The organism is Glutamicibacter nicotianae (assembly GCF_006539525.1).
Lineage (GTDB): Bacteria > Actinomycetota > Actinomycetes > Actinomycetales > Micrococcaceae > Glutamicibacter > Glutamicibacter nicotianae.
Window position 1 is genome coordinate 271,769 of record NZ_BJNE01000003.1, and the last position, 24,301, is coordinate 296,069.

Consider the following 24,301-nt stretch of genomic DNA (forward strand, 5'->3'; position numbering starts at 1 on the left):
CACCTGCGGGCGAACGCCGTAAATGGGCTTTTAATCCCAAGACTTGGCAGAATTGGGGCATGACCCTGTCGCAGAACCATCCGATGCTTGATGGACGTACCCAAGATTCCGCTTTGATCCAAGCCTTGACCGGCAAGAAGCCTTCGCATCACCCGGTGTGGTTCATGCGCCAGGCCGGCCGCTCGCTGCCTGAGTACCTGAAGCTGCGCGAAGGGGTGAGCATGCTCGATTCCTGCCTGGATCCAGCCATGGCCAGCGAGATCACCCTGCAGCCGGTGCGCCGCCACAAGGTGGACGCTGGCATCTTCTTCTCGGACATCGTCATCCCGCTGCGCCTGGCAGGCATCGGCGTGGACATCGCGCCAGGAGTCGGCCCGGTGCTGGACACCCCGATCCGCACCATGGAACAGGTCGCGGCGCTTCCCGAGCTGACCGACGAGTCGCTGGAACCGATCCGCGAAGCGGTGCGCCTGACCGTAGCCGAGTTGGGCAAGACCCCGCTGATCGGTTTCGCCGGTGCCCCGTTCACTGTGGCCGCCTACATGGTCGAGGGCAAGCCGAGCCGCGACCACCTGGGCCCGCGCACCATGATGCACACCGATGCGGAGGTCTGGGACGGGCTGATGACCTGGGCAGCTAACGCCTCGGGCCAGTTCCTGCGCGCGCAGGTCGAGGCCGGCGCCTCGGCCGCCCAGCTCTTCGACTCGTGGGCCGGGTCGCTGTCGCTGCCGGACTACCAGAAGCATGTCGCCCCGTACTCGGTGAAGTCCCTGGACTACGTCCGTGATCTGGGCGTGCCGCTGATCCACTTCGGCACCGGCACCGGCGAGCTGCTGACCGCGATGCGCGATGCCGGCGTGGATACAGTCGGCGTGGATTACCGCATCCCGCTTGCAACGGCGATCGAGCGTTTGGGCCAGGACGTTTCGGTACAGGGCAATATCGACCCGGCACTGCTGGCAGCCCCATGGGAAGTCCTCGAAGCGCACGTGCGCGAGGTGGTTGCGGCCGGCAAGAAGGCCCGCGGCCACGTGTTGAACCTGGGCCACGGTGTTCCCCCGACCACCGACCCAACCGTGCTGACCCGTGTGGTCGAGCTCATTCACTCGCTGTAATTCAACAGGTCTAAGCTAGGTTTAACGCCGTGTCCCACTGGCCCTCGACGCCACGGCCAGCGGGACAGGGCCTCGGCATATCGTGAAGGTGGAAGGTGCAAGGCACGTGAGCAAGGAACAACGCAATGTGCGCGCAGGGGAATCAGCGCAAGCCACCGGTGCATCCAAGCCGCGACGGGATTTTGCCAACGATGCCGCGGCGCACGCCTTGCGCCTGCTGGAAAAGGTGCGCAGCGCCAGCGAAGCACGCCTAGCGAAAACCGGATCAGCGGACCAGGCTGAGAAGCCATCGGCACCGCATGCGGTAGTGGTCGGCGGCGGCATCGCCGGGCTGGTCGCTGCCCGTGAGCTTCGCCAGACCGGACACGAAGTAACCGTGCTGGAAGCAACCGGTACCTTCGGCGGCTGCGTGCGCACCACCGAAGTCGCCGGGCTGGCCATCGATGCCGGCGCGGAATCCTTCGCGCTGCGCGGAGGCATTGTTGCCTCCTACCTCGACGAGCTGGAGTTGGGCGGGCAGATCGCCAAGACCTCAGGTGCGCGGGCCTGGCTCGTCCCGGGCGAGGAGCAGGACATCCTGGCCCACCCGATGCCTGAAACCGCCTTGCTGGGCATCCCGGGCAATGTGCGCACCGACGAGGTGCGCTCGATCATCGGCCGGCCCGCCACCGTGCGCGCCGCGGCGGACCTGATCACTCCGGTGAACAAGAAGTGGGCTACCGAGCCGCTGTCCATTGCCGAGGTGGTTCGTTCCCGCATGGGCCAGGCGGTGCTGGACCAGCTGGTGGCCCCGGTCGTCAACGGGGTCTATTCCACCGACCCCGCCAAGATTTCCATTGACGCCGCTGCCCCTGGTCTGCGCCAAGCGATGCTGGAGACCGGTTCGCTGGCTCGCGCCGTCACCAAGCTGCAGGAATCGGCGCCGGCAGGCTCCCGGGTCGCCGGCCTGAACGGCGGCATGTACACCATGGTCGAAGCCCTGGTTTCCCAGCTGGGGGAGGCAGGCGTGGCGCTGGTGCGCAATTCGCCGGTCACCGCGGTGCGCCACGACGGGCAGTCGCCAACCCCGTACACGGTGAGCACCCTGGGCCAGGAACTGCACGCGGACCGGGTCGTCCTGGCAACGCCCGCGGCGTCGGCACTTGCGCTGCTGAACCCGCTGCTGGCACCCGAAGACCAGCTGGCCAGCGAAGGCGGCGACAACGCCATCGCCTTGGCGATCCTGGTGGTCGACAAGCCCGAACTCGACGACGCCCCGCGCGGTTCCGGCGTGCTGGTCTCCAAGGGAGCCCCGCTGACTGCCAAGGCGCTGACCCACTCCACGGCCAAGTGGCCATGGCTGGCGGACGAGGCAGGGCCCGGCACCCACGTGCTGCGCCTGTCCTTCGGGCGCATCGGCGAACATGATGCACTGGTCGAATCCGGGGATGACTCGGCTCTCATCGAACAGGCAATCAAAGACGCTTCAAAGATTCTCGGTGTTCAATTGCATCTTGATGATGTCTTGGGAAGCACCGTTTCACGCTTCAGCGACATGGTTCCGCTGCAAGGCCAGGCCGCTGCCGCGCGCCGCGGCCAGCTGCAGCGCAGCCTGTCGGACTTCGAAGGGCTCGATGTGGTTGGCGCATGGATCGCCGGCACCGGATTGGCACGAGTGATCAGCCAAGCCCGCAGTGCCGTCGCGATCAGCGCCCGCTAACCGCGCCCGGGACAACCAACCTGGACTTTTGTCCGAAACCAGATCAAGGAGAATATCAAGTGAGCAACGCACCGGAGCATAATTCCCCAGTTATTCGCGAACGCGAAAACGCAGGAGAAAACCCGACGTTCTTCTACACTCTCTGGACCATTTTCAAGCGTTCCGACATCGTTGAGCGTTCCGAGGCGGCTGCCGCTGAATTCGATGCACTGGTCTCCGAGCTGGCCGCCGAAGGCGCCACCGTCCGCGGCATCTACGACGTATCGGCCATGCGCGAAGACGCTGACCTGATGGTCTGGGTGCACGGGCCATCGGCCCAGCTGCTCCAGGCTTCGATGCGCAAGATCCGCCGTTCGGCCCTGCTGGCAGGCACCGAGATCGTGTACTCCACCATGGCCGTGCACCGCGAAGCTGAATTCGCCAAGGACCACTCGCCCGCGTTCGCCCGCGGGGTGGCCGCCAAGGAATGGATGACCGTCTACCCGTTCGTCCGCTCCACCGAGTGGTACACCCTGGACCCGGCGGCCCGCGGCAAGATGCTGCGCGACCACGGCATCCTGGGCCGCGAATTCCCCAACGTGCTGGCCAACACCGTGGCCGCGTTCTCCTTCGGCGACTACGAATGGCAGATCTGCCTGGAAGCCGATGACATGATCGACCTGGTCGACATGATGCGCCACCTGCGCTACACCGAGGCCCGCCACCACGTGCGTGAGGAGACTCCGTTCTACACCGGCCGCCGCATTTCGGCAGCCGAAGCGCTCGAGGTGCTGAAGTGAGCCAGGCCTTCGATCCCCGCGAGGGATATGACAGCAGCGGCCAGATGATTCCCAAGGCCTACGACGCCATCCTGCTGGCATCCTTCGGCGGCCCGGAGGGGCAGGATGATGTCATCCCGTTCCTGCGCAAGGTCACCGCGGGCCGCGGCATCCCGGATGAGCGGCTGGAAGAAGTGGCGGTGCACTACCGCAAGAATGGCGGCGTCTCGCCCATCAACGCCCAGAACCGCGCGCTGAAGGCAGCGCTGGAAGCCGAATTGGCCGACCGCGGCATCGACCTGCCGATCTACTGGGGCAACCGCAACTGGCATCCGTTCATCGACGACACGCTCAAGCAGCTGGCAGCCGACGGCCACCGCAAGGTGCTGCTCATGGGCACCGGCGCATACTCCGGCTACTCGGCCTGCCGCCAGTACCGCGAGGATGCCGGCATGGGCCTGGTCAACACCGGCCTGGACGGCGTGGTGGAAGTGGACAAGCTGCGCCAGTTCTTCGACACCCCTGCCTTCATTGCTCCTTTTGTGGATTCCTTGCGCACCTCGCTGGCCAACGTGCGCGCCCAGCTGGCCGAAGCAGGCAAGGAAGACGGGGCGATCAAGATCGTCTTCGTCACCCACTCCATTCCGATGTCCGATGCCGAGGCCGCTGGGCCCGAAGGCATCCGGGGCGAGGGATACGAGAATCTCTACACCCGCCAGCACCAGGCGGTAGCCAACGGCATCCTGTCCCAGGTGGAAGAAGCCCAGGGACTGGAGCACAGCCTGGTCTACCAGTCCCGCTCCGGGGCACCGCATGTGCCATGGCTGGAACCGGATATCAACGACGCGCTGGAAGAAGATGCCGCAGCCGGCATCGCCGGTGTCGTGGTGGTGCCCATCGGCTTCATCTCCGATCACATGGAAGTCATGTGGGATCTGGATACCGAAGCCAAGGACACCTGCGCGGAACTGGGCCTGGCCTTTGACCGCGTCGCCACCCCGGGCACCCACCCCGGGTTCATCTCCGGCCTGGTCGACTTGGTCGAAGAACGCCTCGCCGGTCCCGACGGCAAGGCCTTGCGCGCAGGACGCGCCTCGGTGGTCGAGGGCGGCCCATGGTTCGACGTCTGCCGTCCAGGCTGCTGCGAAAAGCGCGCGCTGGATGGAACCCTGCGCCCGACCATCGGCGCCGTCGACTCGGAAGTAGGTGTGCCGGCACCATGAGCGAAGCATTCCGCGTAGGAACCCGCGGCAGCGCGCTGGCAACCACCCAGACCGGGTGGGCCGCCCAGCAGCTGGCCGAGATCTCGGGCCTGGAGGTGCAGACCGTGCTGGTCAAGACCGAAGGCGATGTGGTGACCGGTTCGCTGGCCACCCTCGGCGGCACCGGGGTCTTCGCCGCCGCGTTGCGCCAGCACCTCCTGGATTCCGGGTGCGACCTGGCCGTGCACTCGCTCAAGGACCTGCCCACCGCGCAGCCCGAGGGCCTGGTGCTGGCCGCCATCCCGCCGCGCGAGGACGTGCGCGATGCGTTGTGCTCGCGCGACTCGCTGGGCTTGGACCAGCTGCCGCAGGGCGCGAAGATCGGTACGGGTTCGCCGCGCCGCGCCGCCCAGCTGCTGGCCTACCGCAGCGATTTGCAGATTGTCGATATCCGCGGCAATGTCCCCACCCGCTTGGGACGAGTCAAGGGTGTCGGGGAGACCTTGGATGACGGCAGCGTGGGACGCAGCACCCAGGGCGACCTGGACGCGGTGATCCTGGCGGCAGCCGGCATGCGCCGGTTGGGCTTGGAGAAGCACATCACCGAGTACCTGGATCCTGCCATCATGCTGCCGGCCCCGGGGCAGGGCGCGTTGGCGCTGGAAACCCGTACCGCCGGCTCCGGCCACAAGTCACTGGATGCGGCGTTGGCGCAGTTCGACGATGCCGCCACCCGCATGCAGGTCGAGGCCGAACGCGCGCTGCTGGCTGAACTGGAAGCCGGGTGCGCCGCCCCGATTGGCGCCTTGGCGCATATCGAAGGCGATGAGCTGATCCTCGAAGCTGTGGCCTGCAACCCCGACGGCTCGCAGACCATGCGCCGCAGCGCCCGTACCGAGGCCAGCTCTGTTCAATCGGCGCAGCAGCTGGGCCGTTCGCTGGCGCAGTCGATGATCGCTGACGGCGCGGCCGTCGTCGCCGGACTGGCCTAGTCCCAGCAGATGGCCTACCAAGCACTGATCCTGCGCAACCCGGCACGCGCCGCGGCCACCGTGCAGGAATTCGAGCAGCTGGGCATCACCTCAAGGTGTGCCCAGCTGATCGATACCGTCTGGCCCGAGGACCGCAGCCAGCTGCACCGCATGGGCGAAGAACTGGTGGCCGGCCGCTTCAGCTGGCTGGTGTTCACCTCGGTGAATACGGTCCATGTTGTTGCACAGGTGCTGGATGGCCGGCAGCTTCCCGCAGATCTGCGGATTGCCTCGGTAGGCCAGAAAACCACGGGCGCAATTGCCCGGCTGCTGGGCCGGTCGGTGCACTTCCAGCCGGCCGAGCAGTCTGCGGCCGGGATGGTGGCCGAATGGCGCCTGGAAGCAGGGGCGCGGATCTGCTATCCGCATGGGGACCTGGCCAGTTCCACGCTGGCTGACGGGCTGGCCGAGCATCCGGTCGAGGTCAGCGAATGCATCGCCTATGAAACCGTTGATGCCGGCCGTGGCGGCCAGCCGGTCACCGAAGCAGTGGCCGCCCCGGGGATCAAGATCCTACCGGCGGAGCAGATCGGTGCCACACTGGAAGAGCTGGACCTGGTGGTCTTTTCGGCCCCGAGCGTGGTTCGCCGCTTCATCCAGCTGGCAGGCAGCCGCTTGCCGTCCCGGACGCAGTCCATCGCCATCGGCAAGCCGACGGCCGCGGCCATGGAACGCGCCGGGCTGCCCGTGCATGCGATTTCCGCGCAGCCCACGCCGCAGGGCCTGGCCCGTGCGGCCCAAGATTTGCTCCGGCGCGCCGGTCCTTCCGGTGCCGCGGAGCGTACCGCAGAATAAGAAGTTATTGAGAACTGGAGAAAGAGGAGCCATGGGTTTCCCCCAGCATCGCCCGCGCCGGTTGCGGCAGAATCCTGCGATCCGCCGTCTGGTGGCCGAAAACGAGCTTTCGGCCCGGCAGCTGATCCTGCCCGCCTTCGTGCGCGAAGGGCTGAGCCAGCCCAACGAGATCACCTCCATGCCTGGGGTCTACCAGCACACCATGGATTCGCTGAAGGCGGCCGCCAGCAACGCGGCCGAACTCGGGCTGGGCGGCATCATGCTCTTCGGCATCCCCGAGGAACGCGATGAGAACGGCTCGGCCGGAATCGACCCGCAGGGCATCCTGAACCAGGGCATCGCCGCGGTGCGCGCCGAAGTGGGGGACGAACTGGTGGTCATGTCCGATGTGTGCCTGGATGAATTCACCTCGCACGGCCACTGCGGCGTGCTCGACGAGCACGGCATCGTGGACAATGACGCCACCCTTGAAATCTATGGCCAGATGGCCGTGGCGCAGGCCGAGGCCGGCGCCCACATGCTGGGTCCCTCGGGCATGATGGACGGCCAGATCGGCGTTATCCGCCAGGCCCTGGACACTGCCGGACGCCAGGACGTCTCGATTCTCGCCTACAGCGCCAAGTACGCCAGCGCCTTCTACGGCCCCTTCCGCGAAGCCGTGGACTCCCAGCTGGTGGGGGACCGCCGGACCTACCAGATGGATTCGGCCAACCGGAGCGAAGCAGTGCTGGAGGCAGAGCTCGATATTGCCGAGGGAGCCGACATGATCATGGTCAAGCCGGCCATGAGCTACCTGGACATCGTGCGCGACATTGCCGATATCTCCCCGGTTCCCGTTTCCGCCTACCAGATTTCCGGCGAGTACTCGATGATCGAGGCTGCCGCGGCCAACGGCTGGATCGACCGCAAGGCCTCCGTGCTCGAATCGCTGCTGTCGATCAGGCGCGCCGGTGCCCAGCAGATCCTCACCTACTACGCAGCCGAAGTTGCCGGCTGGCTCAAGGAAGGCAAGTAATAAATGTCGAACTCTGAAAAGCTCTTCGCCGAGGCCCGCGAGGTCATGCCCGGCGGCGTGAATTCCCCGGTGCGTGCCTTCGGCTCGGTCGGCGGCGTTCCACCGTTCATGGTCGGCGCCAAGGGCGCGTACCTGAGAGACGCCGACGGCAAGGAATATGTCGACCTGGTCTGCTCGTGGGGTCCGGCACTGCTGGGCCACGCCCACCCGGAAATCCAGGCAGCCGTGCACGCGGCCGTGGACCGCGGCCTGTCCTTCGGCGCATCCACCCCGGATGAGGCCAAGCTCGGCGCGCTGATCAAGTCCCGCATGGGCGGGGTGGACCGCGTGCGCATGGTCTCCACCGGCACCGAAGCCACCATGACCGCGGTGCGCCTGGCCCGTGGCTACACCGGCCGCGACCTGGTCATCAAGTTCTCCGGCTGCTACCACGGCCACCTCGACGGCCTGCTGGCCGACGCCGGCTCAGGTGTTGCCACCCTGGCCCTGCCGGGTTCCGCCGGGGTCACCGCAGCCACGGCGGCAGAAACCCTGGTCCTGCCCTACAACGACCGATCGGCCATCGAGGCGGCCTTCGCGGAGCACGGTGCGAACATCGCCGCGGTGATCACCGAATCGGCTCCGTGCAACATGGGAGTTGTCGTTCCCGGAGACGGCTTCAACAAGTTCCTGAAGGAAACCACCGCCAAGCACGGCGCGCTGCTGATCCTCGACGAGGTGCTTACCGGCTTCCGCGCATCTTCCTCGGGCTACTGGGGTTTGACCGGAAAGGAAGAGGGCTGGAACGCAGACCTCTACACCTTCGGCAAGGTCATCGGTGGCGGCCTGCCTACCGCTGCCTTAGGCGGACGTGCCGAGGTCATGGACTACCTCGCTCCGCTGGGCCCGGTCTACCAGGCAGGCACCCTGTCGGGCAACCCGGTGGCCATGGCCGCCGGCATCGCCCAGCTGACCCACGCCACCGAGGACGTCTACGCGCACCTGACCAAGCAGTCCGAGGCGCTGCAGACCGCGATCACCGAGTCCTTCAACGCCGCAGGCCTGGATCACTCGATCCAGCGCGCAGGCACCTTGTTCTCGGTAGCCTTCGGCACCTCCGAAAAGGGCGTGCACAACTACGCCGATGCGCAGGGACAGGAAGCGTTCCGCTACGCACCGTTCTTCCACTCGATGCTGGACTCCGGTATCTACCTGCCGCCTAGCGTCTTCGAGGCATGGTTCGTCTCGGCAGCCCATGATGATGCGGCGATGGAGAAGATCTTCGCTGCCCTTCCAGCAGCGGCCCAAGCTGCTGCTGCCGCTACGGCTTGATCGCAGTCACTGGAACAAAAGGCTAGGCCTGGCAGGCACCGCACGGTGCCTGCCAGGCCTAGCCTTTTAATTACTGCTGTTCCATCCCGGACAACGGCGGGAAACGCGACTGCCCGAGTTCCTTGCAAGGAACTCGGGCAGTCGCGGATCACGCAGGGACTACGCCCCGTGGCTGGAAAACCGGACTAGAAAGCGGCGATAACGCTGCCGTCGGTCCAGGTCTTCTCGATGTAGTCGCGGACCTCATCGGAGTGCAGCAGCTCTTCGAGCTTCGCAATTGCAGGAGTTTCTTCACCGTCGCGCCAGGTCAGGAAGTTGGCGTTCGGGTTGTTCTCACCGGATTCCTGGGCAAGAATTTCGTCCTTGTTCAGCTTCGCCTGGACGATGAAGTTGCCGTTGATGACAGCCAGGCCGATGGAGTCATCGGACTTGTAGTACTGGACGACCTGCTCTGCGTTGGCGTCAGTGATTTCCAAGTTCAGCGGGTTCTTGTCCTTGTTGCCATTCACCGTCAGCAGGGAGTCGTCATCGCTGAGGTTCTGCAGCAGGCCAGCTTCTTCCAGTACACGCATGCCGCGGATCTGGTTCACCGGGTCGTTGTTCAGCAGCACCTTGGTGCCCTCGGCGACATCCTTCGGGTCCTGGAACTTCTTCGAGAAGACGGTCATCGGTTCCACGTGCACGCCCGCGCCGTGCGCGAACTCGTAGCCCTTTTCCTTCATTTCGGTAGCCAGGTAGGCCTCGGTCTGGAAGTAGTTGGCATCCAGCGAGCCGTCGGCAAGTCCGGTGTTCGGGGTGACGTAGTCGTCGATTTCCATGACGTCCAGGTCGATGCCGGCATCCTTGGCCAGATTCTCATCGATGAAGTTCAGGATGTCTGCCTGCGGGACCGGGCTGGCGCCCACCTTGATCACCGTAGGGTTTGCTGGATCCAAGGTAGCTGCGGTGTCTGCAGTTGGTTCGCTGCTGCCGCAAGCGGCCAGGGCGAATGCAGTGGCGACACCGGTGATGGCGAGTGCGAGTTTCTTGCGCATAACTTGTCTTTCCTTAGGTAGAGCCGTGAGGCACAATGCGAGTGGTTTGCCGTGTCCTCAGCGATTCGACGGCTCCGCCGGATCAACCGGCGGAAGTTCTAATTAGCGGTGATCAACCTTGCGGGCGATGGCATCGCCGATTACTTGCACCAGCTGGACCATGATCACGATAATCACGATGGTCGCAAGCATGATGGGCATGTTGTAGCGGACGTAGCCGTAGTTGTAGGCCAGACGGCCCAAGCCGCCGCCGCCTACGAGGCCGGCCATGGCGGAGTAGCCGATCAGGGTCACCATGGTGGTGGTGACCGCCGAGATGATGCCGGGCATGGCTTCCGGAACCAGGACCTTGCGAATGGTTTGCAGCTTCGTCGAGCCCATGACCAGTGCGGCATCAACCTTGCCGCTATTGACATCGCGCAGGGCGGTTTCCACCAGGCGGGCAAAGAACGGGATGGTGCCGATAGTCAATGACACGGAGGCGGCGATCGGGCCCAGCGCGGTGCCGATGAGCATCGCGGCGAAGGGGATCAGGGCAACCATCAGGATGGCGAATGGGATGGAACGGGTGATGTTTACGATCACCGTGGAGAGAATCGCGTTCAGCCAGCGCACGGGCGCCAGTCCGCCCTTGCCGGTCACATGCAGCAAAATGCCCAGCAGAAGGCCGATGACGACGGTGATCACACCAGAAATCAATACCATCTGCAGGGTTTCGACGGTCGCTTGGCCAACGGCCTTGAGCACGGTGGGGGTGAAGAAATCCATTGCTTACTTGGCTCCCTTCACGGTGACGGCGATGCCGCCGGATTTCAGGTGGTTCACGATTGCCTCCAGGTCCGCGTCGGGAGCCAGTTGCAGGCGAAGGTGCGCGTACTGCTGCTGGCCGAGCTGCTCAACGGATCCAGCCAAGACATTGACATCGGTGTTGAACATGCGCGAAATGGAAGAGATGACCGGCTGGGTCGCCTGGTCGCCGGTGTAGAGCAGGTCGAGGATCGAGCCCTCGCCTTCCACACGTGGTGCATCGCCCGGAAGCGGGAGCAAAGTGGAAGCCAGGCTTCCTGCGGCGTTGGTAATGACCTGCTCGATGTTGCCGTGCTCCACGATCTTGCCGGCTTCAAGCAGCGAGACGGAATCGCAGGCCTGCTTCACGACATGCATTTCGTGGGTAATGATCAGCACGGTGATATTCAATCGATCGCGCAGCTTCTTGACCAAATCGAGAATTTCGTCGGTGGTCTTCGGATCCAAGGCACTGGTTGGCTCATCGCAGAGCAGGACATCCGGATCAGTTGCCAGCGCCCGGGCGATGCCCACGCGCTGGCGCTGGCCACCGGATAGCTAGGATGGGTAGCCCTTGGCGAACTTGGACAGTCCCACGAGCTCCAGCAGTTCGGCGACCTTTGCGTCGATTTCCGCCTTCGGCGTGCCGACAAGCTCTAGCGGGTAGGCCACGTTCTGCTCGGTGGTGCGCGAATCGAAGAGGTTCGCGTGCTGGAACACCATGCCAATTCGACGCCGCGCGTTCCGCAACTCGTCGGGGCTGACGTTGGTCAGCTCCTTGCCGTTTACGGCGACGGTCCCGGAGGTGGGCTGGTCGAGCAAGGTCAAGCAGCGGACGAGAGTGGATTTACCCGCTCCGGAATGTCCGACAATGCCATGAATTTTCCCGGTAGGGACTTCAAGGCTGACACCATCAAGGGCAACAACATCTTTGCCGTCTTGCTGGTAGACCTTGCGCAGGTCACTAACTGTGATCACTAGGCGTGTTCCTTCAGATTCTCATAGGGTGTAGAGAGTACCCTCTATTGAATCACTATCGAACAAAATCGCCCGAATCAAGGGAAAACCGCGGTCAAGATTCTTAGTATGAGGACTTAGTAGGCAAGCCTTCGAATATAATTTGCTGAATTGTGACAGAAAATGAACGATTGACTTCCGCATAGTGGTCCTCGCGCCCAGCGTGACCTATGTGAAATGGCGCACAGGAAGCAGGATCTCTCGAAGTTACGATTCCGTGATGGGCCACGCACCATCGACAACCGCTTCGGGCTTCGTCTTGCGCAGGTATTTCTGGAAACTTTCGGCCTGCTCTTTTGCCCAGCCAATCTGCCAGCCGTGCAGCACCATCGGATCCACTTGCAGCTGCGGGTAGCGTTCTCCCAATTGGCGGGCAACCTCCACGCAGGCGATGGCATCAGCCAGAGACGTGTGCGCGTTTTCAAGGACTACACCGTAGAACTCGCACGCCGCGGCCAGGGTGCGCTTGCCCTTGCGGAATTTGTCGACCTGCTTGTCAATGATGAACGGATCGATGACATTGCCCGGGAAGAACGGTTCAAGGTCGTAGCGAACGGCTTCGCTATAGAGGACCGAAAAATCATAGGAAGCGTTGAATGCAACAATCGGCGCTTGCTCAGAGGCGAACTTCAGCAAATTCAAGATCTCCTGCACCGACTGTTTCGCCGGAGAGCCTTCAGCACGAGCTTTCTCGGTAGAGATTCCGTGAACCGCCGCTGCAGCCTCCGGGATCTCGACCCCGGGGTTCACCAGCCACTCGCGGTTGTTCACCACCTTGCCCTCAGCGTCGAGCAGCACCACCGAAGCGGTCACGATGCGAGCCGTATTGGTATCAACGCCAGTAGTTTCCAGATCAAAGCCAATTGCCAGGCCCTTATGCCATTCAGTCATGGATACAACGCTACAGCCAACGCAGGATAGGACAGCCCCGCGCATTGCGTGTTGTGGAGGACTGCAAGCTAATTGGCAGAATAGGGCTATGACATCTGACGCAGCCGAAAAGCCTCTGGATTATTCCGAGGCGGTGCATCGACTCGCGGCGCTGGTCCCCGCCGGTGCGGTGATCAGCTACAAGGACGTAGCGGAACTACTCGGTAGCGGGGGAGCACGCCAGGCCGGAAAGGCGATGGCCAGTGCTCCGGCCGGGACGCCGTGGTGGCGGATCATCCGTTCCAACGGTTCCATGACCGAGGCACTTGCCGAAGCGGCAGAACAGCACTGGATTTCCGAGGGGCTGGCGGTGCCAGGTCGGCACGTGAACATGGCCAAAAACCGCTGGAACCCCAGCGAAACGGCCTGGGGAAAAATAGATGCACTGCGTGCCGCGCTGGGCAACCCCAAAATGTCCGAGATGGATGATCAACTATGAGTATGGAAGAAACCCGAACCCATTCCCGAGAGGACACCGCCAAGCTGCGTGGCCACCTGCATTCGGTGAAAAGCCCGGTGCTGGTCACCGGGGCGCCGGGTACGGGAAAAACCAGCCTGCTCATTGACACGGCGGTTGCGCATCTGGACACCGGGCTTGACCCGCAGTCCCTGCTGATCGTTGGCCCAACTCGACTGACCGCAGCCTCGATCCGCGACGAGCTCAGCCGCCGAGCCGAGCGGACCTTCACCGAACCGGTGGTCCGCACCTGGTCGGCCTATGCCTTCGATTTGATCCGCCGTGCTCGCGTCGAAGGGCTCTTGCCCCAGCTTGAACGCGTTCCCCGACTGCTCTCCGGACCGGAACAGGACACCTTGATCGGGCACCTGCTGGAAGGCCATGCCGCGGGGCTTACCGAAGGACCGCAGTGGCCAAGCGAGCTGGAACTGGCAGTGGAGACCCGCGGATTCCGCAAGGAAATCCGCGAGTTCTTCGACCGTGTCTCGGAGCTCGGTTTGGAACCTGCCGACATCGCAGACCTCGGCCAGAAAGCCAACCGCCCCGAATGGCACGCTGCGGCGCTGTTCTACCAGGAATACCGCGACCTGCTGGATTTGGGCAGTGCCGAGGCATTCGACCCGGCCGGACTGATTACCCGTGCAGCGGAAATCCTGGAAGACAACGAGGCCTTCCTGCACGCAGAACAGGATCGGCTGGCCCTGATCCTCGTGGACGACCTGCAAGAAGCCACCCTGTCGCAGCACCGCCTGCTGTCGCTGCTCGGCAAGGACCGCGCGCTGGTTGCCTTCGCAGCACCCGACAGCGTAGTCCAGGGATTCCGCGGTGCACGCACCGACGAATTGCACCGTTTCGCACAGAACTACGCGAGCACTGGCGAAGCAACGAGCCTTGAACTGACCCATGGTTATCGCATGTCTGGACCGATCACCGAGGCCTGGCAGCGAATCGTCAGCCGCGTACCGCTGGCAGCAGGCTTGAGCGGACGCGCCATCGAGCCGATGAACACCCCGGAGCATGCGCTCTGCCAGGGACTGGTCTTCGAGAATTCCACCTTGGAAGAACGGTTCATCGCCCAGCGGATCGTACAGCTTAACCTCTTCGAAAACCGCAGCCTCGCAGATATTGCGATCGTGGTGCGCAACGGCTCGCAGGTGCGATCCTTCAGCCGATTCCTTGAAGGCCAGGGCATCGCGGTGCAAGTGCCACCGGCTGAAATTCCGTTAAAGGACGAGGGGGCGGTTCGCCCGCTGCTCGACCTGTTGTCATTGGCGTTCAGTGATTCTGTTGCGGATGATCCGCTGCTGATGCAGAACCTGCTGCTCTCGCGCTACGGGATGAGCACCGCGTTGGAAATTCGGCGGATCCGCCAGCTATTGCGCCAGCAGGAAGCCACGGCAGGCGGACGCCGCTCCAGCCAGGAACTGCTTGAAACCTGCCTGCGTGAACCGGCCATGGCCGAGAATCTGGGAAAGCCGGGGTACGGGCTGCAGCGCCTGCTGAAAATGTACGCTGCCCTGCAAGCGGAACTGGCCAGCGGAACCGCTACACCGGAAACCGCGCTCTGGGCAATGTGGGAAGCTTCGGGCCGTGCGAAAGCCTGGCGCGACGAGGCTCTGGGGGCCGGAACCGCCGCCCGCCGGGCTGACCGTGACCTGGACGCTGTCCTGTCGCTATTCCAAGCCGCAGAGCGTTTCGTGGACCAGCTCCCCGGAGCCAGCGTCCAGCAGTTCATTGAACACATCCTGCACCAGGAACTGCCCATGGACTCATTGGCCACCCGCGCCGCCGGAGGGCAAACCGTCACGGTGCTCACCACCGCGGCAGCCGCAGGAAAGCAATGGCCGGTGGTGTTCATTCCGGGACTGCAGGAGGGCTCCTGGCCCAACCTGCGGCTTCGCGGCGAGCTGCTCGGCTCCAACGCGCTCGCCGATGCCGCGGAGCACGGCATTGATTTCCTGGCCACGCGAACGCCAACGCAACTGGTGCGCCAAATCCGCAACGACGAATTGCGCAGCTTCAGCAATGCCGTCTCCCGTGCCGCCGACCAGCTGATCTGCACTGCGGTGGACAACGAGGACAGCCAGCCATCCTCCTTCCTGGACCTGGTCGAGCCGCCGGGGCCAGACGGGCGGAAACCTACTGCGGTTCCGCGCATCCGCTCGCTACCGACCCTGGTGGCTGAGCTGCGCAGCACCGCCGAAAGTGCCAAGGCAGCAAGCCTCGGGGCTGTGCCGGCCCCGGATGACGCCGATGCCCAGGGCCTGTACCATGACGCCGTCCACGTGCTGGGGCGCCTGGCCCGCGCGCAAATTCCTGTGCGCGGAGCGCATCCCGACACCTGGTGGGGACTGCGCGAGCTGTCCACCCAAGGCCCGGTGATTCCGGAGGACCAGCCCCGGCGGGTATCGCCATCCAAGGTGGAAACCCTGGTCAAATCGCCGCTGAACTGGTTCGTGCAAAGCGCCGGTGGCACCGCCGCCCACGATTTCGCGGCATCCCTGGGCACCCTGATCCACTCCATTGCCGAAGAGCACCCGGAGGCCAGCGGACACGAATATGAGCAGATCCTCGAACAGCGCTGGCCGGAACTGGAAAAACCGGAAAACTGGGAGGGCCAACGGGACTTCGACCGCGCCAACGCCATGCTCAAGAAGTTCGCAGCCTACTGCGTGACCATGCGCCAAGAAGGACGCGAATTGGTAGCCCGGGAAATGCCATTCCAGCTGGAGGTACCAGCCCCTGACGGCACGCAGATCCAGCTTCGCGGAATCATTGACCGCGTGGAAGCCGGCGCCGACGGGAACGTTCGGGTCGTGGACCTGAAAACAGGGTCCACCGCACCAACCAAGGACGCGACCTTGGAGCACCCGCAGCTGGGCGTCTACCAAACCGCAATCCAGCTGGGCGCATTGCAAGAGCACGAGGCAACTGCAGGGCTTTCCGATGAGCCGGCCGGCGCGTCCTTGGTCTACGTGGGTACCAGCACCAAGAGCGCCTCGGTGCGAGAGCAACCATCCATCGGCGAAGCGGACTGGGCCCGCACGCTCATCTTCGAAGCCGCCGCCCTGATGGGCAACAGCGAATTCATCACCCGGCACGTTTCGGGAGCCGCCGGGATCCTCGGCAACTGCACGCTGCCTGAAATCTGCCCGTTATGCGCCCAAGGACGACAGGTTACCGAACCATGAGCAATATCAGATTCACCCCGGAAGAGCTCTCAGCAGCGCTCGGCGAGCAATTCCCGCCCACCGCCCAGCAGTCCGAAATTGTCGCCGCGCCGCTGGAACCCATGCTGGTCATCGCCGGCGCCGGCTCGGGCAAGACCAAGACCATGGCGGACAAAGTCGTCTGGCTGGTCGCCAACCAGTTGGTCAGGCCGGAACAAATCTTCGGCGTGACCTTTACACGAAAGGCCGCCGGAGAGCTGTCGGTCCGCATCCGCGCCAAGATCGCCCAACTGGTGTCCACCGGGCTGCTCAGTGCCGAAGAAACCCGCGACTTCCTCGATCCTGCGGTATCCACCTACCACTCCTACGCCAACACGCTGGTCCAGGACCATGGGCTGCGGCTTGGCCTTGAGGAAGACAGCGCCTTGCTGGGCGCGGCCCAGTCGTGGCAGGTGGCGCACTCGGTGCTGGAACGGTACACCGGCAATTACGAGCATCTGAACAGCGCCACCAGCACGTTGATTGATGCCATCGTCTCCTTCAGTTCCGAAGCCTCCGAGCACCTGGTCACCGCACCACAGGCGCACCAGTGGATCGATCAGCTGGTGGCACGCCTGCGCAGCCTGCCGATGGACGCAGAAAAGCCGAAGAAGCCGACCCAGGCAGCCCTTAAGCTCATCGACAAGCTGGCCTCGCGTGCCACGATCGCCGAGCTTGCAGAGGAGTACGCGCAGGAAAAGAAGCGCCTCGGGGTGATGGACTATGGCGATTTGGTAGCCCACGCGGCGCGTATCGCCCAAGAGGTGCCGGCGGCTGCGCTCGCCGAACGGGAGAGCCACAAGGTGGTGCTGCTCGATGAATTCCAAGACACCTCGCACGCGCAGATGGTGCTCTTCTCGCAACTCTACGGCGAGGGCCATCCGGTTACCGCAGTAGGCGACCCCAACCAGTCAATCTACGGATTCCGCGGGGCCAGTGCCGGACAGCTGTTCCGATTCCCGGAAGTCTTCCCGATTGTCCGGGACACTGGCCGGGAAGTTGCCCATGTAAAGCACCTGACCATCGCATGGCGCAACACCGTCAACGTGCTTGCCGCAGCGAATAGCATCACTGCTGGCGGACCGCAGCATCAAGGTCCGGTCTCGGTCAAGCCGTTGGATTCCTCCGCGCATGCCAAGGCCGGCCGGGTGGTGCTCAACCGCTGTGCGACGGTTCGCGAAGAAGCGGAAGCCATAGCGGACATGATTGTTGCCGAGAATCGGTCAACTTCCGAGCCGAAAACCAGTGCAGTGCTCTCGCGCAATCGCACCCAGCTGAGCATCATGGGCGAGGTGCTTGCCGAGCGCGGCATCAAGTACCAGCTCGTGGGACTTTCGGGATTGCTCAGCACCCCTGAGCTCACCGACCTGGTCGCATGCCTGCACGTGCTGGTGGACCCGCTGCGCTCGGATAAGCTCATGCGCCTGCTGGCAGGAGCCCGCTGGCGCCTGGGCGCCTCCGACCTGATGGCTTTCGCAGATTGGTCCCGCCAGCTGGAACGGCGGCGGGCCCGCGGCCTGCAGCCAGATCCGGCCGAAGACGAAGAAACGCCAACCCCGGACGAAGCAGCCGCTGAAGCTGCCCGCGCCGAACTCAACGATGCCGCTAGCCTTGTCGAAGCATTGGACTTCCTGCCCAAGGAAGGCTGGAAAAGCAATGACGGCCGGAGCATCAGCGCTGCCGGCTACGAACGGCTGGCTGCCTTGCGCGATGAATTGGCAAGCTTGCGGCTGCTGGCCAATGATGACCTGGAGACCCTGATTCGCGAGACCGAACGCGCCATGAACCTGGACATCGAGGTGGCCGCCCGCCCGTGGATTTCCCGAGACAAGGCACGCGCCAATCTCGACGCCTTCGCCGATGTGGTGCGCGAATACTGCCGCAATGCGCCACGTGTCGAGCTGGCTGGATTCCTGATGTGGCTGGAACAGGCCGCCGAAAAGGAAAAAGGCCTCCCGCTGCCCAGCGAAGATGCGGATCCGGCCGCTGTACAGTTGCTGACGGTTCACGCTTCCAAGGGATTGGAATGGGACATCGTGGCGGTGATGACCCTGAACGACGGGGTGTTCCCGGGTGCCAAGTCGGATCGCTGGACCAGCGGCGACAAGGCGCTGCCCTGGGAACTTCGTGGCGATGCCCGCGACCTGCCCCAATGGGACACCGAGCAGCCGGCCCTGAAGGAGCTGCTGGAAGCCGAATCGATCTTCAAGGACCAGGTCGAGGACCATTATATTGCTGAAGAACGCCGCCTGGCCTATGTCGCGGTAACCCGCGCCAAGTCCTTGCTGATTTGCAGCAGCAGCGTCTGGACGAGCACCCGCACCAAGCCCACCGAGGCCTCGGAATTCTTCAACTGCCTGCTTCCGCTGGCCGAAGGCGAAGACCCCCAGGCTGAAATCGGCCTCTGGGTGAAGGATGAGGAAGCTCCGGAACAAAACCCGAGCACGTTGACACCCCTCGAAGCGCTGTGGCCCTACGACCCGTTGGAAGGCCCCGTGGTCACCGGGGGAGTGCAGAAGACTCCCTATCCGTACTCACGCCGCAAGATCATTGCGGATGTGGCGGAGGATCTTGAATCCATTCCAGCCGACTATGAGCCGTTGACCGGTGTTGGCCAGCAGTGGGCTGAAGAAGCGGAGAAACTTCTAGGCCAGCGAGAGTTCTTGGCTGTTCGTGAGCGCAGCATCGAGGTACCAGAGCATGTGCGAGCTTCATTGTTTGTCGAGCTGGCCGAAGACCCGGTAGGCGTGCTGGAAAACCTTCGGCGCCCGGTGCCACGTCGCCCGGGCCTGGCGGCACGGCGAGGTACCGCGTTCCACGCCTGGATCGAGGAGTTCTACGAGAAGACCTCCATGCTGGATCTGGGAGACCTGCAGGAACCAGCCGATGGCTATCTTGACGAGGCACTGGACCTCGAAGCTATGAAGGAAGCGTTCCTGGCGAGCGAATGGTCCAAGCTGCAGCCCGCCTACGTCGAGGTGCCCTTGGAGACCCGTGTGGGTCCGGTCGCTGTGCGCGGCCGCATAGATGCCGTCTTCCAGATGGATGACGGGACCTGGCTGATGCTGGACTGGAAAACGGGCCGGGTACCGAGCGGCAAGGATTTGAGGAGCAAGCTGGTCCAGCTCGCAGTGTATCGCTTGGGCTGGTCACGCCTGCACGGAATCCCGCTGGAGGAGATCAAGGCCGCCTTCTACTATGTGTCGGCGGGCATCACGATCCACGCGGAGCATCTCTCCGATGAGCAAGAACTGGAACAGATGATCAGCAGTGCATTCGAACAGCTCAACGGCTAGCGGCCGGAGGATGCCGGGAAGTGCCTACTTCCCGGCATCCTTGGCAGGCTCGTTCTCGTCTCGAGCAGGCGTCTGCGCGTCGGCTGTCCCATCTGCAGACGGCTGTGCTTCCGCTGCCTCTTTCTCCTGATCGGCGGGCTTTTGCGCGGGCTCCTGCTTCGATGGGGTGCTGCTATCTGAACCAGCCTCGTCAGCATCCGCAGTTGGCTGATCCGCCGATTCTCCGGAATCCTGCTGGTCCTGTGGCGAGGCGCCCTGGGGCGTTGCGGACTTCGGCGGTTCGGCGGCCAGGGCAGTGACCTTGTCGGTGTTGATGCTTGGGGCGGTGATCGCCACCGGTTTTTCCGGAACCTTCTGGGACGAAGTTTCCGGCTGGGCAGCCAACGGACGCGGGGCCTCCACGACCGACAACGGCTGGCCGCCATACTCGGCAATGTTCTGGTCCAGTTCTCGAAGCATCTCCTCGGCCTCGGCGATGCGTTCGTAGTCCTTGGAATCCAAGGACTTCACTAGCCACTGCGCCAAAGCGAATTCTGCGGCCAGCGCGGCGCGGCGCATGATGTGCGGATCGGCGGCCTTCCCGCGAGCTTCGACGTAGGCGGAGAACACGCGCTCGCTGAAGCTCTGGTCTTCGATGGCTGAGAGCCAAGCGAAGTCATCTGCTGGGTCGCCGACATGCAAATCGGTCCACCCTTTGACCGCAGTGATGCTGGAATGCGAAATCTGCAACTGCTCTTCATCGAAGTCGCCGTGAACTACGGCAGCGTTGAAACGCCACAGTGCCACGTCCTCCATGGCGTGTTCCCAGCGGCGCAGCAAACGGCTTGGCACCTTGCCGGTCGCCGCTGCGGTATCCAGCTCGTTGAGCTTGCGCTGGCGGATCTCGTCGGCGGTATAGGTCGGCAAACCTGCAACTTCGACTGCTTCATCGGGAATCTGGTGGATGGCAGCCATGCAATTGCCCAAGGACTTGGCCAGGTTGCTGCCCACATCAACCAGTTCGTCGAGGCTAGGAACATGACCGGGCATGTCCTTGTAGACAAAGGTCCGCAGTGGGCCCTGGCGCACTGTACCGGCTACGGCTGGCAAGGAAAAAGGCAGTGAAGCGCGGACCTTGGCTGAAAAAGCGCGCAAGGCCGAAAGTTCGGCTTCCAAGCGCATGCTTGCTTCATCGTGGCGAGGTGAACGGACGCGCCAGCGATGCTTGAGTGCGTCGACGACCAATGCTGAATCAAAGTCTTCCGCATCGTCGGACAGCGCCGCGAAGCCAACCGGGGTCAATCCGGGGACGGCGGCGGTGGCAATTGCGGCGAGTTCCATGGCAGTGCGTTTCACAAGTTCCACCGTATGCGAGATTCTCTTTTCTATCGTTGAATGACGCACGGAATATGGCGGGATTCACCGGCAACGTTCAGAGTTGCGATGAATCTCATTCATCAACAGCAATCCACAATGAGAATGCATCAAGATTCTGGGGTGTAATGTGCATTAGGTTAGAGGTATGGCTCTGGCAGAAATTTATCGAACCCCGCTTACCGGACTTCACTTCGGGCAGTCGCTGATCGAGCGACCGCTGACCGAAAAGCAGGATCCGACGCTTGTGCCGAACCTGTTGAATCAACCCAGTACCAAGGTGCTGCTGATCAGTGGCGGTGGCGCGGCAACTTCCGGAACTGAACTCTTCTTCCTCGACGGAACGCAGTATCGTGCGAAAGACTCTGAACGCCAGGTGTATTTGGGGCGCGCGGCAGGCACCGAATACGTGTTGGCTATCGTTGATGCCGAAGATTATGCCACCAGTGGTATTGACCGCTGGGTGACCTTGCGTGAAGGTTTCACCGTGCTTCGCGAACTGCATGCAGAACTTTTCGTGGAAGCGCAAGCGATCGCCAACTGGATTCGTTCGGAGAAGTTTTGTCCGCGTTGCGGATCGCCAGTCGTGGCAGCCACCTTCGGCTGGGGCCAGCGCTGCGTAGAGAATGACCACGAGCTTTTTCCACGCACCGACCCGGCAATCATTGCCTCGGTGATAGACAGCCAAGATCGACTTCTGCTGGGATCCAATGCCACCTTCAAGCACCGGATGTATTCGGTGCTGGCAGGGTTTGTCGAGGCGGGGGAGTCCCTGGAGTCTGCCGTGCGCCGCGAGATTTATGAGGAATCTGGCGTGCGCGTTGGCGATGTCGCCTACCGTGGTTCCCAGCCCTGGCCAAAGCCGCGTTCTCTGATGCTTGGCTTCGCGGCTGAAGCCCTGAGCGAAGAGCTGGTTCCCGACGGCGCAGAAATCATGGACCTTCGCTGGTTCACACGAGCTGAACTGCGTGAGGCCCTGGAATCAGGAACAATAGATATACCGCGTGGAGTCTCGATAGCCCACGCATTGATCCGTACGTGGTACGGCGAACCCCTTCCGGAGGCCCTGAGCAAGTGACCGAATACGACAATCCGCCAGCAACCGATTTGCTAGCGGGACTGGATGCTGAACAGCGGCAAGCAGCTGAAACCCTCAGCGGTCCACTGTGTATTCTGGCAGGCGCAGGAACCGGAAAGACCAGAGCCATTACCCACCGGATTGCCTACGGCGTGCATACCGGCATCTACAACCCGACCAGCGTTCTGGCTCTGACCTTCACCACTCGTGCTGCCGCGGAAATGCGCACCCGCTTGCGTCAGCTCGGCGCCCCCGGCGTGCAGACGCGAACGTTCCACGCGGCGGCGTTGCGCCAGCTGCAGTACTTCTGGCCGCAGGCCATTGGCGGAACCCTGCCGAACCTGGTTGAGCATAAGGCCCCGTTGATCGCAGAAGCAGCGCGTCGCCTGCGCATTTCCAGCGACCGTGCCATGGTCCGTGATCTTGCTGCCGAAATCGAGTGGGCCAAGGTGTCCATGCACACACCTGAGAGCTATGCCAAGATCGCAGCATCCCGCGAACTGCCCAACGGTCTTGAATCAGTCAGCATGGCTCGAATCTTCCAGACCTACGAAGAGCTTAAAGATGACCGCGGTGTGATCGACTTCGAGGATGTGCTGCTGCTGACCATTGCGATTCTGGAAGACAACGAAAAAGTCGCAGCCAGTGTACGCCAGCAGTACCGTCACTTTGTCGTGGATGAGTACCAGGACGTGTCGCCGCTGCAGCAGCGGCTCCTGGATCTCTGGCTCGGACAACGCAACGAGCTGTGCGTGGTGGGCGATGCCTCCCAGACCATTTACTCGTTTACCGGTGCGCGCCCTGACTACTTGCTGAACTTCAGTGCACGCTTCCCGGAGGCGAAAGTCGTGAAGCTGGTCCGCGATTACCGTTCCACACCTGAAGTGGTCAATTTGGCTAACAAGGTGCTGGCTAACCGGCGCATTGAATCCCAGGTCCCAGACCGCCACGTCACCTGGCCAGAACCGCTGGAACTCATCGCGCAACGCGACCACGGTCCAGCCCCCGAATTCTTTGAAGCGACTGACGACGAAAACGAAGCCGATGAAGTCGCACAGCGGATCAAGCAGCTGCTCAAAAACGGCCAGGACATTTCCGAAATTGCCATCCTGTACCGCACCAACGGACAGTCCCAGGCCTTTGAGCAGGCTCTGACGGGACATTCCATTCCCTATGTGATGCGTGGCGCAGAACGATTCTTCTCCCGCCGCGAGGTGAAGGAAGGCATGCTCGCGCTGCGGGCCGGCTTGAGTGTTGCCGCGGATGCTCCGGTCGCGCAGATGGTACGCGATATCCTTTCCTCGCATGGCTACTCGGTGAACGCTCCGAGCGGCGGCACCGGTGCAGTGCGCCAGCGTTGGGAGTCGATGTCGGCACTGGTTCGCCTGGCCGATGAAGTCGTTGCTTTCAAGAAAGAACAGGACGTCGATGCCACGCTGCACGATGTGGTCAAGGAGCTCGAAGACCGCGCGGCGATCCAGCACGCGCCGACGCTAGATGGCGTCACTTTGGCGTCCTTCCATGCGGCTAAGGGGTTGGAGTGGGACGCCGTATTTCTTGTCGGGTTGAACGAAGGCTTGGTCCCGATTTCCTATGCCAAAGACCAAGCGGGCTTCGACGAAGAACGGCGCTTGCTGTACGTGGGCATTACCCGTGCACGGAAGCACCTGTACCTGTCCTGGTCGCTTGCCAGGACGCCGGGTGGACGTGCGCACCGTTACCCATCGCGATTCCTGGATGGGATTAAATCAGTACGCCAGGCCAGCAGCAGGCAGCAGACCAGCTATCGCAAGCGTGAACAGAAAATCACGCCAGCCGTCTGCATGACCTGCGGCTCGTTCTTGACCAGTGCGAAGGAGAGAAAGCTCAAGCGTTGCGCCTCATGCCCGGCTGCTTACGATGAGGCACTGTTCGAGGACTTGCGTGAATGGCGATCGGAAGTTGCCCAGTCCAATGCGGTCCCGGCTTTCGTCATCTTCACCGATGCAACCCTCATGTCTATCGCGGAGCACCAGCCGGATTCAATCCAGGGATTGTCGAAGATTCCAGGAGTGGGTCGCAACAAGCTTGAACGATATGGCGAGGCGGTATTGGCGGTCGTTGGCGAGCGCCGCGCCTAGGGTTCTCCACAGCCGGTGTACCGGAGGCGAAGTGCTTCGGGCCCCGGGCTTAGCTTAATGAGATGACTCAGTGGGTGGATAGGACGATCCGCTTC

The 24,301-nt window shown here is 63.0% G+C and carries 18 protein-coding genes and 1 pseudogene; 13 read left to right on the forward strand and 6 right to left on the reverse strand.

The annotated features are described in order from the left end of the window. Positions 1-59 precede the first annotated feature (59 nt). The 8 genes from hemE (at position 60) to hemL (ending at position 8,926) form a co-directional block, all read left to right on the forward strand. Positions 60-1,115, forward strand: coding sequence for a uroporphyrinogen decarboxylase (gene hemE / locus ANI01nite_RS06105; RefSeq protein WP_141356710.1), 1,056 nt, complete (start codon positions 60-62; stop codon positions 1,113-1,115). Between the two features lie 106 nt (positions 1,116-1,221). Continuing rightward, the gene (hemG, locus tag ANI01nite_RS06110) at positions 1,222-2,814 is read left to right on the forward strand and encodes a protoporphyrinogen oxidase (protein WP_174787671.1); all 1,593 of its coding nucleotides are present in this window, start codon (positions 1,222-1,224) and stop codon (positions 2,812-2,814) included. Between the two features lie 92 nt (positions 2,815-2,906). Then, the gene (hemQ, locus tag ANI01nite_RS06115) at positions 2,907-3,593 is read left to right on the forward strand and encodes a hydrogen peroxide-dependent heme synthase (protein ID WP_141356748.1); all 687 of its coding nucleotides are present in this window, start codon (positions 2,907-2,909) and stop codon (positions 3,591-3,593) included. Further along, positions 3,590-4,795 carry a ferrochelatase gene (locus tag ANI01nite_RS06120; protein ID WP_141356714.1) on the forward strand — a complete coding sequence of 402 codons (1,206 nt, stop codon included), beginning with the start codon at positions 3,590-3,592 and terminating at the stop codon, positions 4,793-4,795. Before hemQ ends, ANI01nite_RS06120 begins: the two co-directional genes overlap by 4 nt. Beyond that, the gene (gene hemC, locus ANI01nite_RS06125) at positions 4,792-5,766 is read left to right on the forward strand and encodes a hydroxymethylbilane synthase (protein WP_141356716.1); all 975 of its coding nucleotides are present in this window, start codon (positions 4,792-4,794) and stop codon (positions 5,764-5,766) included. The genes ANI01nite_RS06120 and hemC overlap by 4 nt, the downstream gene beginning before the upstream one ends. Positions 5,767-5,775: 9 nt before the next feature. Further along, positions 5,776-6,600 (forward strand): uroporphyrinogen-III synthase, encoded by an 825-nt coding sequence (locus ANI01nite_RS06130; protein WP_141356719.1) that lies wholly within the window; start codon positions 5,776-5,778, stop codon positions 6,598-6,600. A 31-nt stretch (positions 6,601-6,631) separates the two neighbouring features. Continuing rightward, positions 6,632-7,615 carry a porphobilinogen synthase gene (hemB, locus tag ANI01nite_RS06135; protein WP_038990587.1) on the forward strand — a complete coding sequence of 328 codons (984 nt, stop codon included), beginning with the start codon at positions 6,632-6,634 and terminating at the stop codon, positions 7,613-7,615. Positions 7,616-7,618: 3 nt separating this feature from the next. Beyond that, positions 7,619-8,926 (forward strand): glutamate-1-semialdehyde 2,1-aminomutase, encoded by a 1,308-nt coding sequence (gene hemL, locus ANI01nite_RS06140; protein ID WP_141356721.1) that lies wholly within the window; start codon positions 7,619-7,621, stop codon positions 8,924-8,926. Positions 8,927-9,111: 185 nt separating this feature from the next. Here hemL and ANI01nite_RS06145 read toward each other — a convergent pair whose 3' ends face one another. The 5 genes and pseudogenes from ANI01nite_RS06145 to ANI01nite_RS06160 form a co-directional block, all read right to left on the reverse strand. Then, a complete protein-coding gene (locus ANI01nite_RS06145) occupies positions 9,112-9,960 on the reverse strand; it encodes a MetQ/NlpA family ABC transporter substrate-binding protein (protein ID WP_141356723.1) in 849 nt (282 codons plus the stop codon). Between the two features lie 102 nt (positions 9,961-10,062). Beyond that, complete coding sequence (locus ANI01nite_RS06150) at positions 10,063-10,728, reverse strand: methionine ABC transporter permease (RefSeq protein ID WP_141356725.1); 666 nt, start codon at positions 10,726-10,728, stop codon at positions 10,063-10,065. 3 nt (positions 10,729-10,731) lie between these two features. Further along, complete coding sequence (locus ANI01nite_RS17150) at positions 10,732-11,124, reverse strand: NIL domain-containing protein (RefSeq protein ID WP_307723204.1); 393 nt, start codon at positions 11,122-11,124, stop codon at positions 10,732-10,734. Further along, positions 11,125-11,724 (reverse strand): annotated as a pseudogene (locus ANI01nite_RS17155) (methionine ABC transporter ATP-binding protein); the annotation flags it as partial. 246 nt (positions 11,725-11,970) lie between these two features. Further along, a complete protein-coding gene (locus ANI01nite_RS06160; protein ID WP_038990580.1) occupies positions 11,971-12,654 on the reverse strand; it encodes a 3'-5' exonuclease in 684 nt (227 codons plus the stop codon). An 88-nt stretch (positions 12,655-12,742) separates the two neighbouring features. On the opposite strand from ANI01nite_RS06160, the gene ANI01nite_RS06165 reads away from it, so the two are divergent. Genes ANI01nite_RS06165 through ANI01nite_RS06175 form a run of 3 tightly spaced genes read left to right on the forward strand, consistent with a single transcriptional unit; the run spans position 12,743 to position 19,655 of the window. Then, entirely contained in the window at positions 12,743-13,132 is a 390-nt protein-coding gene (locus ANI01nite_RS06165) for an MGMT family protein (protein WP_038990579.1), read from the forward strand. 2 nt (positions 13,133-13,134) lie between these two features. Next, the gene (locus ANI01nite_RS06170) at positions 13,135-16,341 is read left to right on the forward strand and encodes an ATP-dependent helicase (RefSeq protein ID WP_255314428.1); all 3,207 of its coding nucleotides are present in this window, start codon (positions 13,135-13,137) and stop codon (positions 16,339-16,341) included. After that, positions 16,338-19,655 carry an ATP-dependent helicase gene (locus ANI01nite_RS06175; RefSeq protein WP_141356727.1) on the forward strand — a complete coding sequence of 1,106 codons (3,318 nt, stop codon included), beginning with the start codon at positions 16,338-16,340 and terminating at the stop codon, positions 19,653-19,655. The genes ANI01nite_RS06170 and ANI01nite_RS06175 overlap by 4 nt, the downstream gene beginning before the upstream one ends. A 24-nt stretch (positions 19,656-19,679) precedes the next feature. On the opposite strand, the gene ANI01nite_RS06180 is transcribed toward ANI01nite_RS06175, so the two are convergent. After that, positions 19,680-20,990, reverse strand: coding sequence for a phosphotransferase (locus ANI01nite_RS06180; RefSeq protein WP_255314429.1), 1,311 nt, complete (start codon positions 20,988-20,990; stop codon positions 19,680-19,682). A 166-nt stretch (positions 20,991-21,156) separates the two neighbouring features. Here ANI01nite_RS06180 and nudC point away from each other — a divergent pair, with 166 nt between their 5' ends. Together nudC and ANI01nite_RS06190 are read left to right on the forward strand one after the other, a co-directional pair. Beyond that, positions 21,157-22,086: an NAD(+) diphosphatase gene (gene nudC, locus ANI01nite_RS06185; RefSeq protein WP_141356729.1), complete on the forward strand. Its 930-nt coding sequence runs from the start codon at positions 21,157-21,159 to the stop codon at positions 22,084-22,086. Next, on the forward strand, positions 22,083-24,206 hold the full coding sequence (locus ANI01nite_RS06190) for an ATP-dependent DNA helicase UvrD2 (protein WP_141356731.1): 2,124 nt from the start codon (positions 22,083-22,085) through the stop codon (positions 24,204-24,206). The genes nudC and ANI01nite_RS06190 overlap by 4 nt, the downstream gene beginning before the upstream one ends. Positions 24,207-24,301 lie beyond the last annotated feature (95 nt).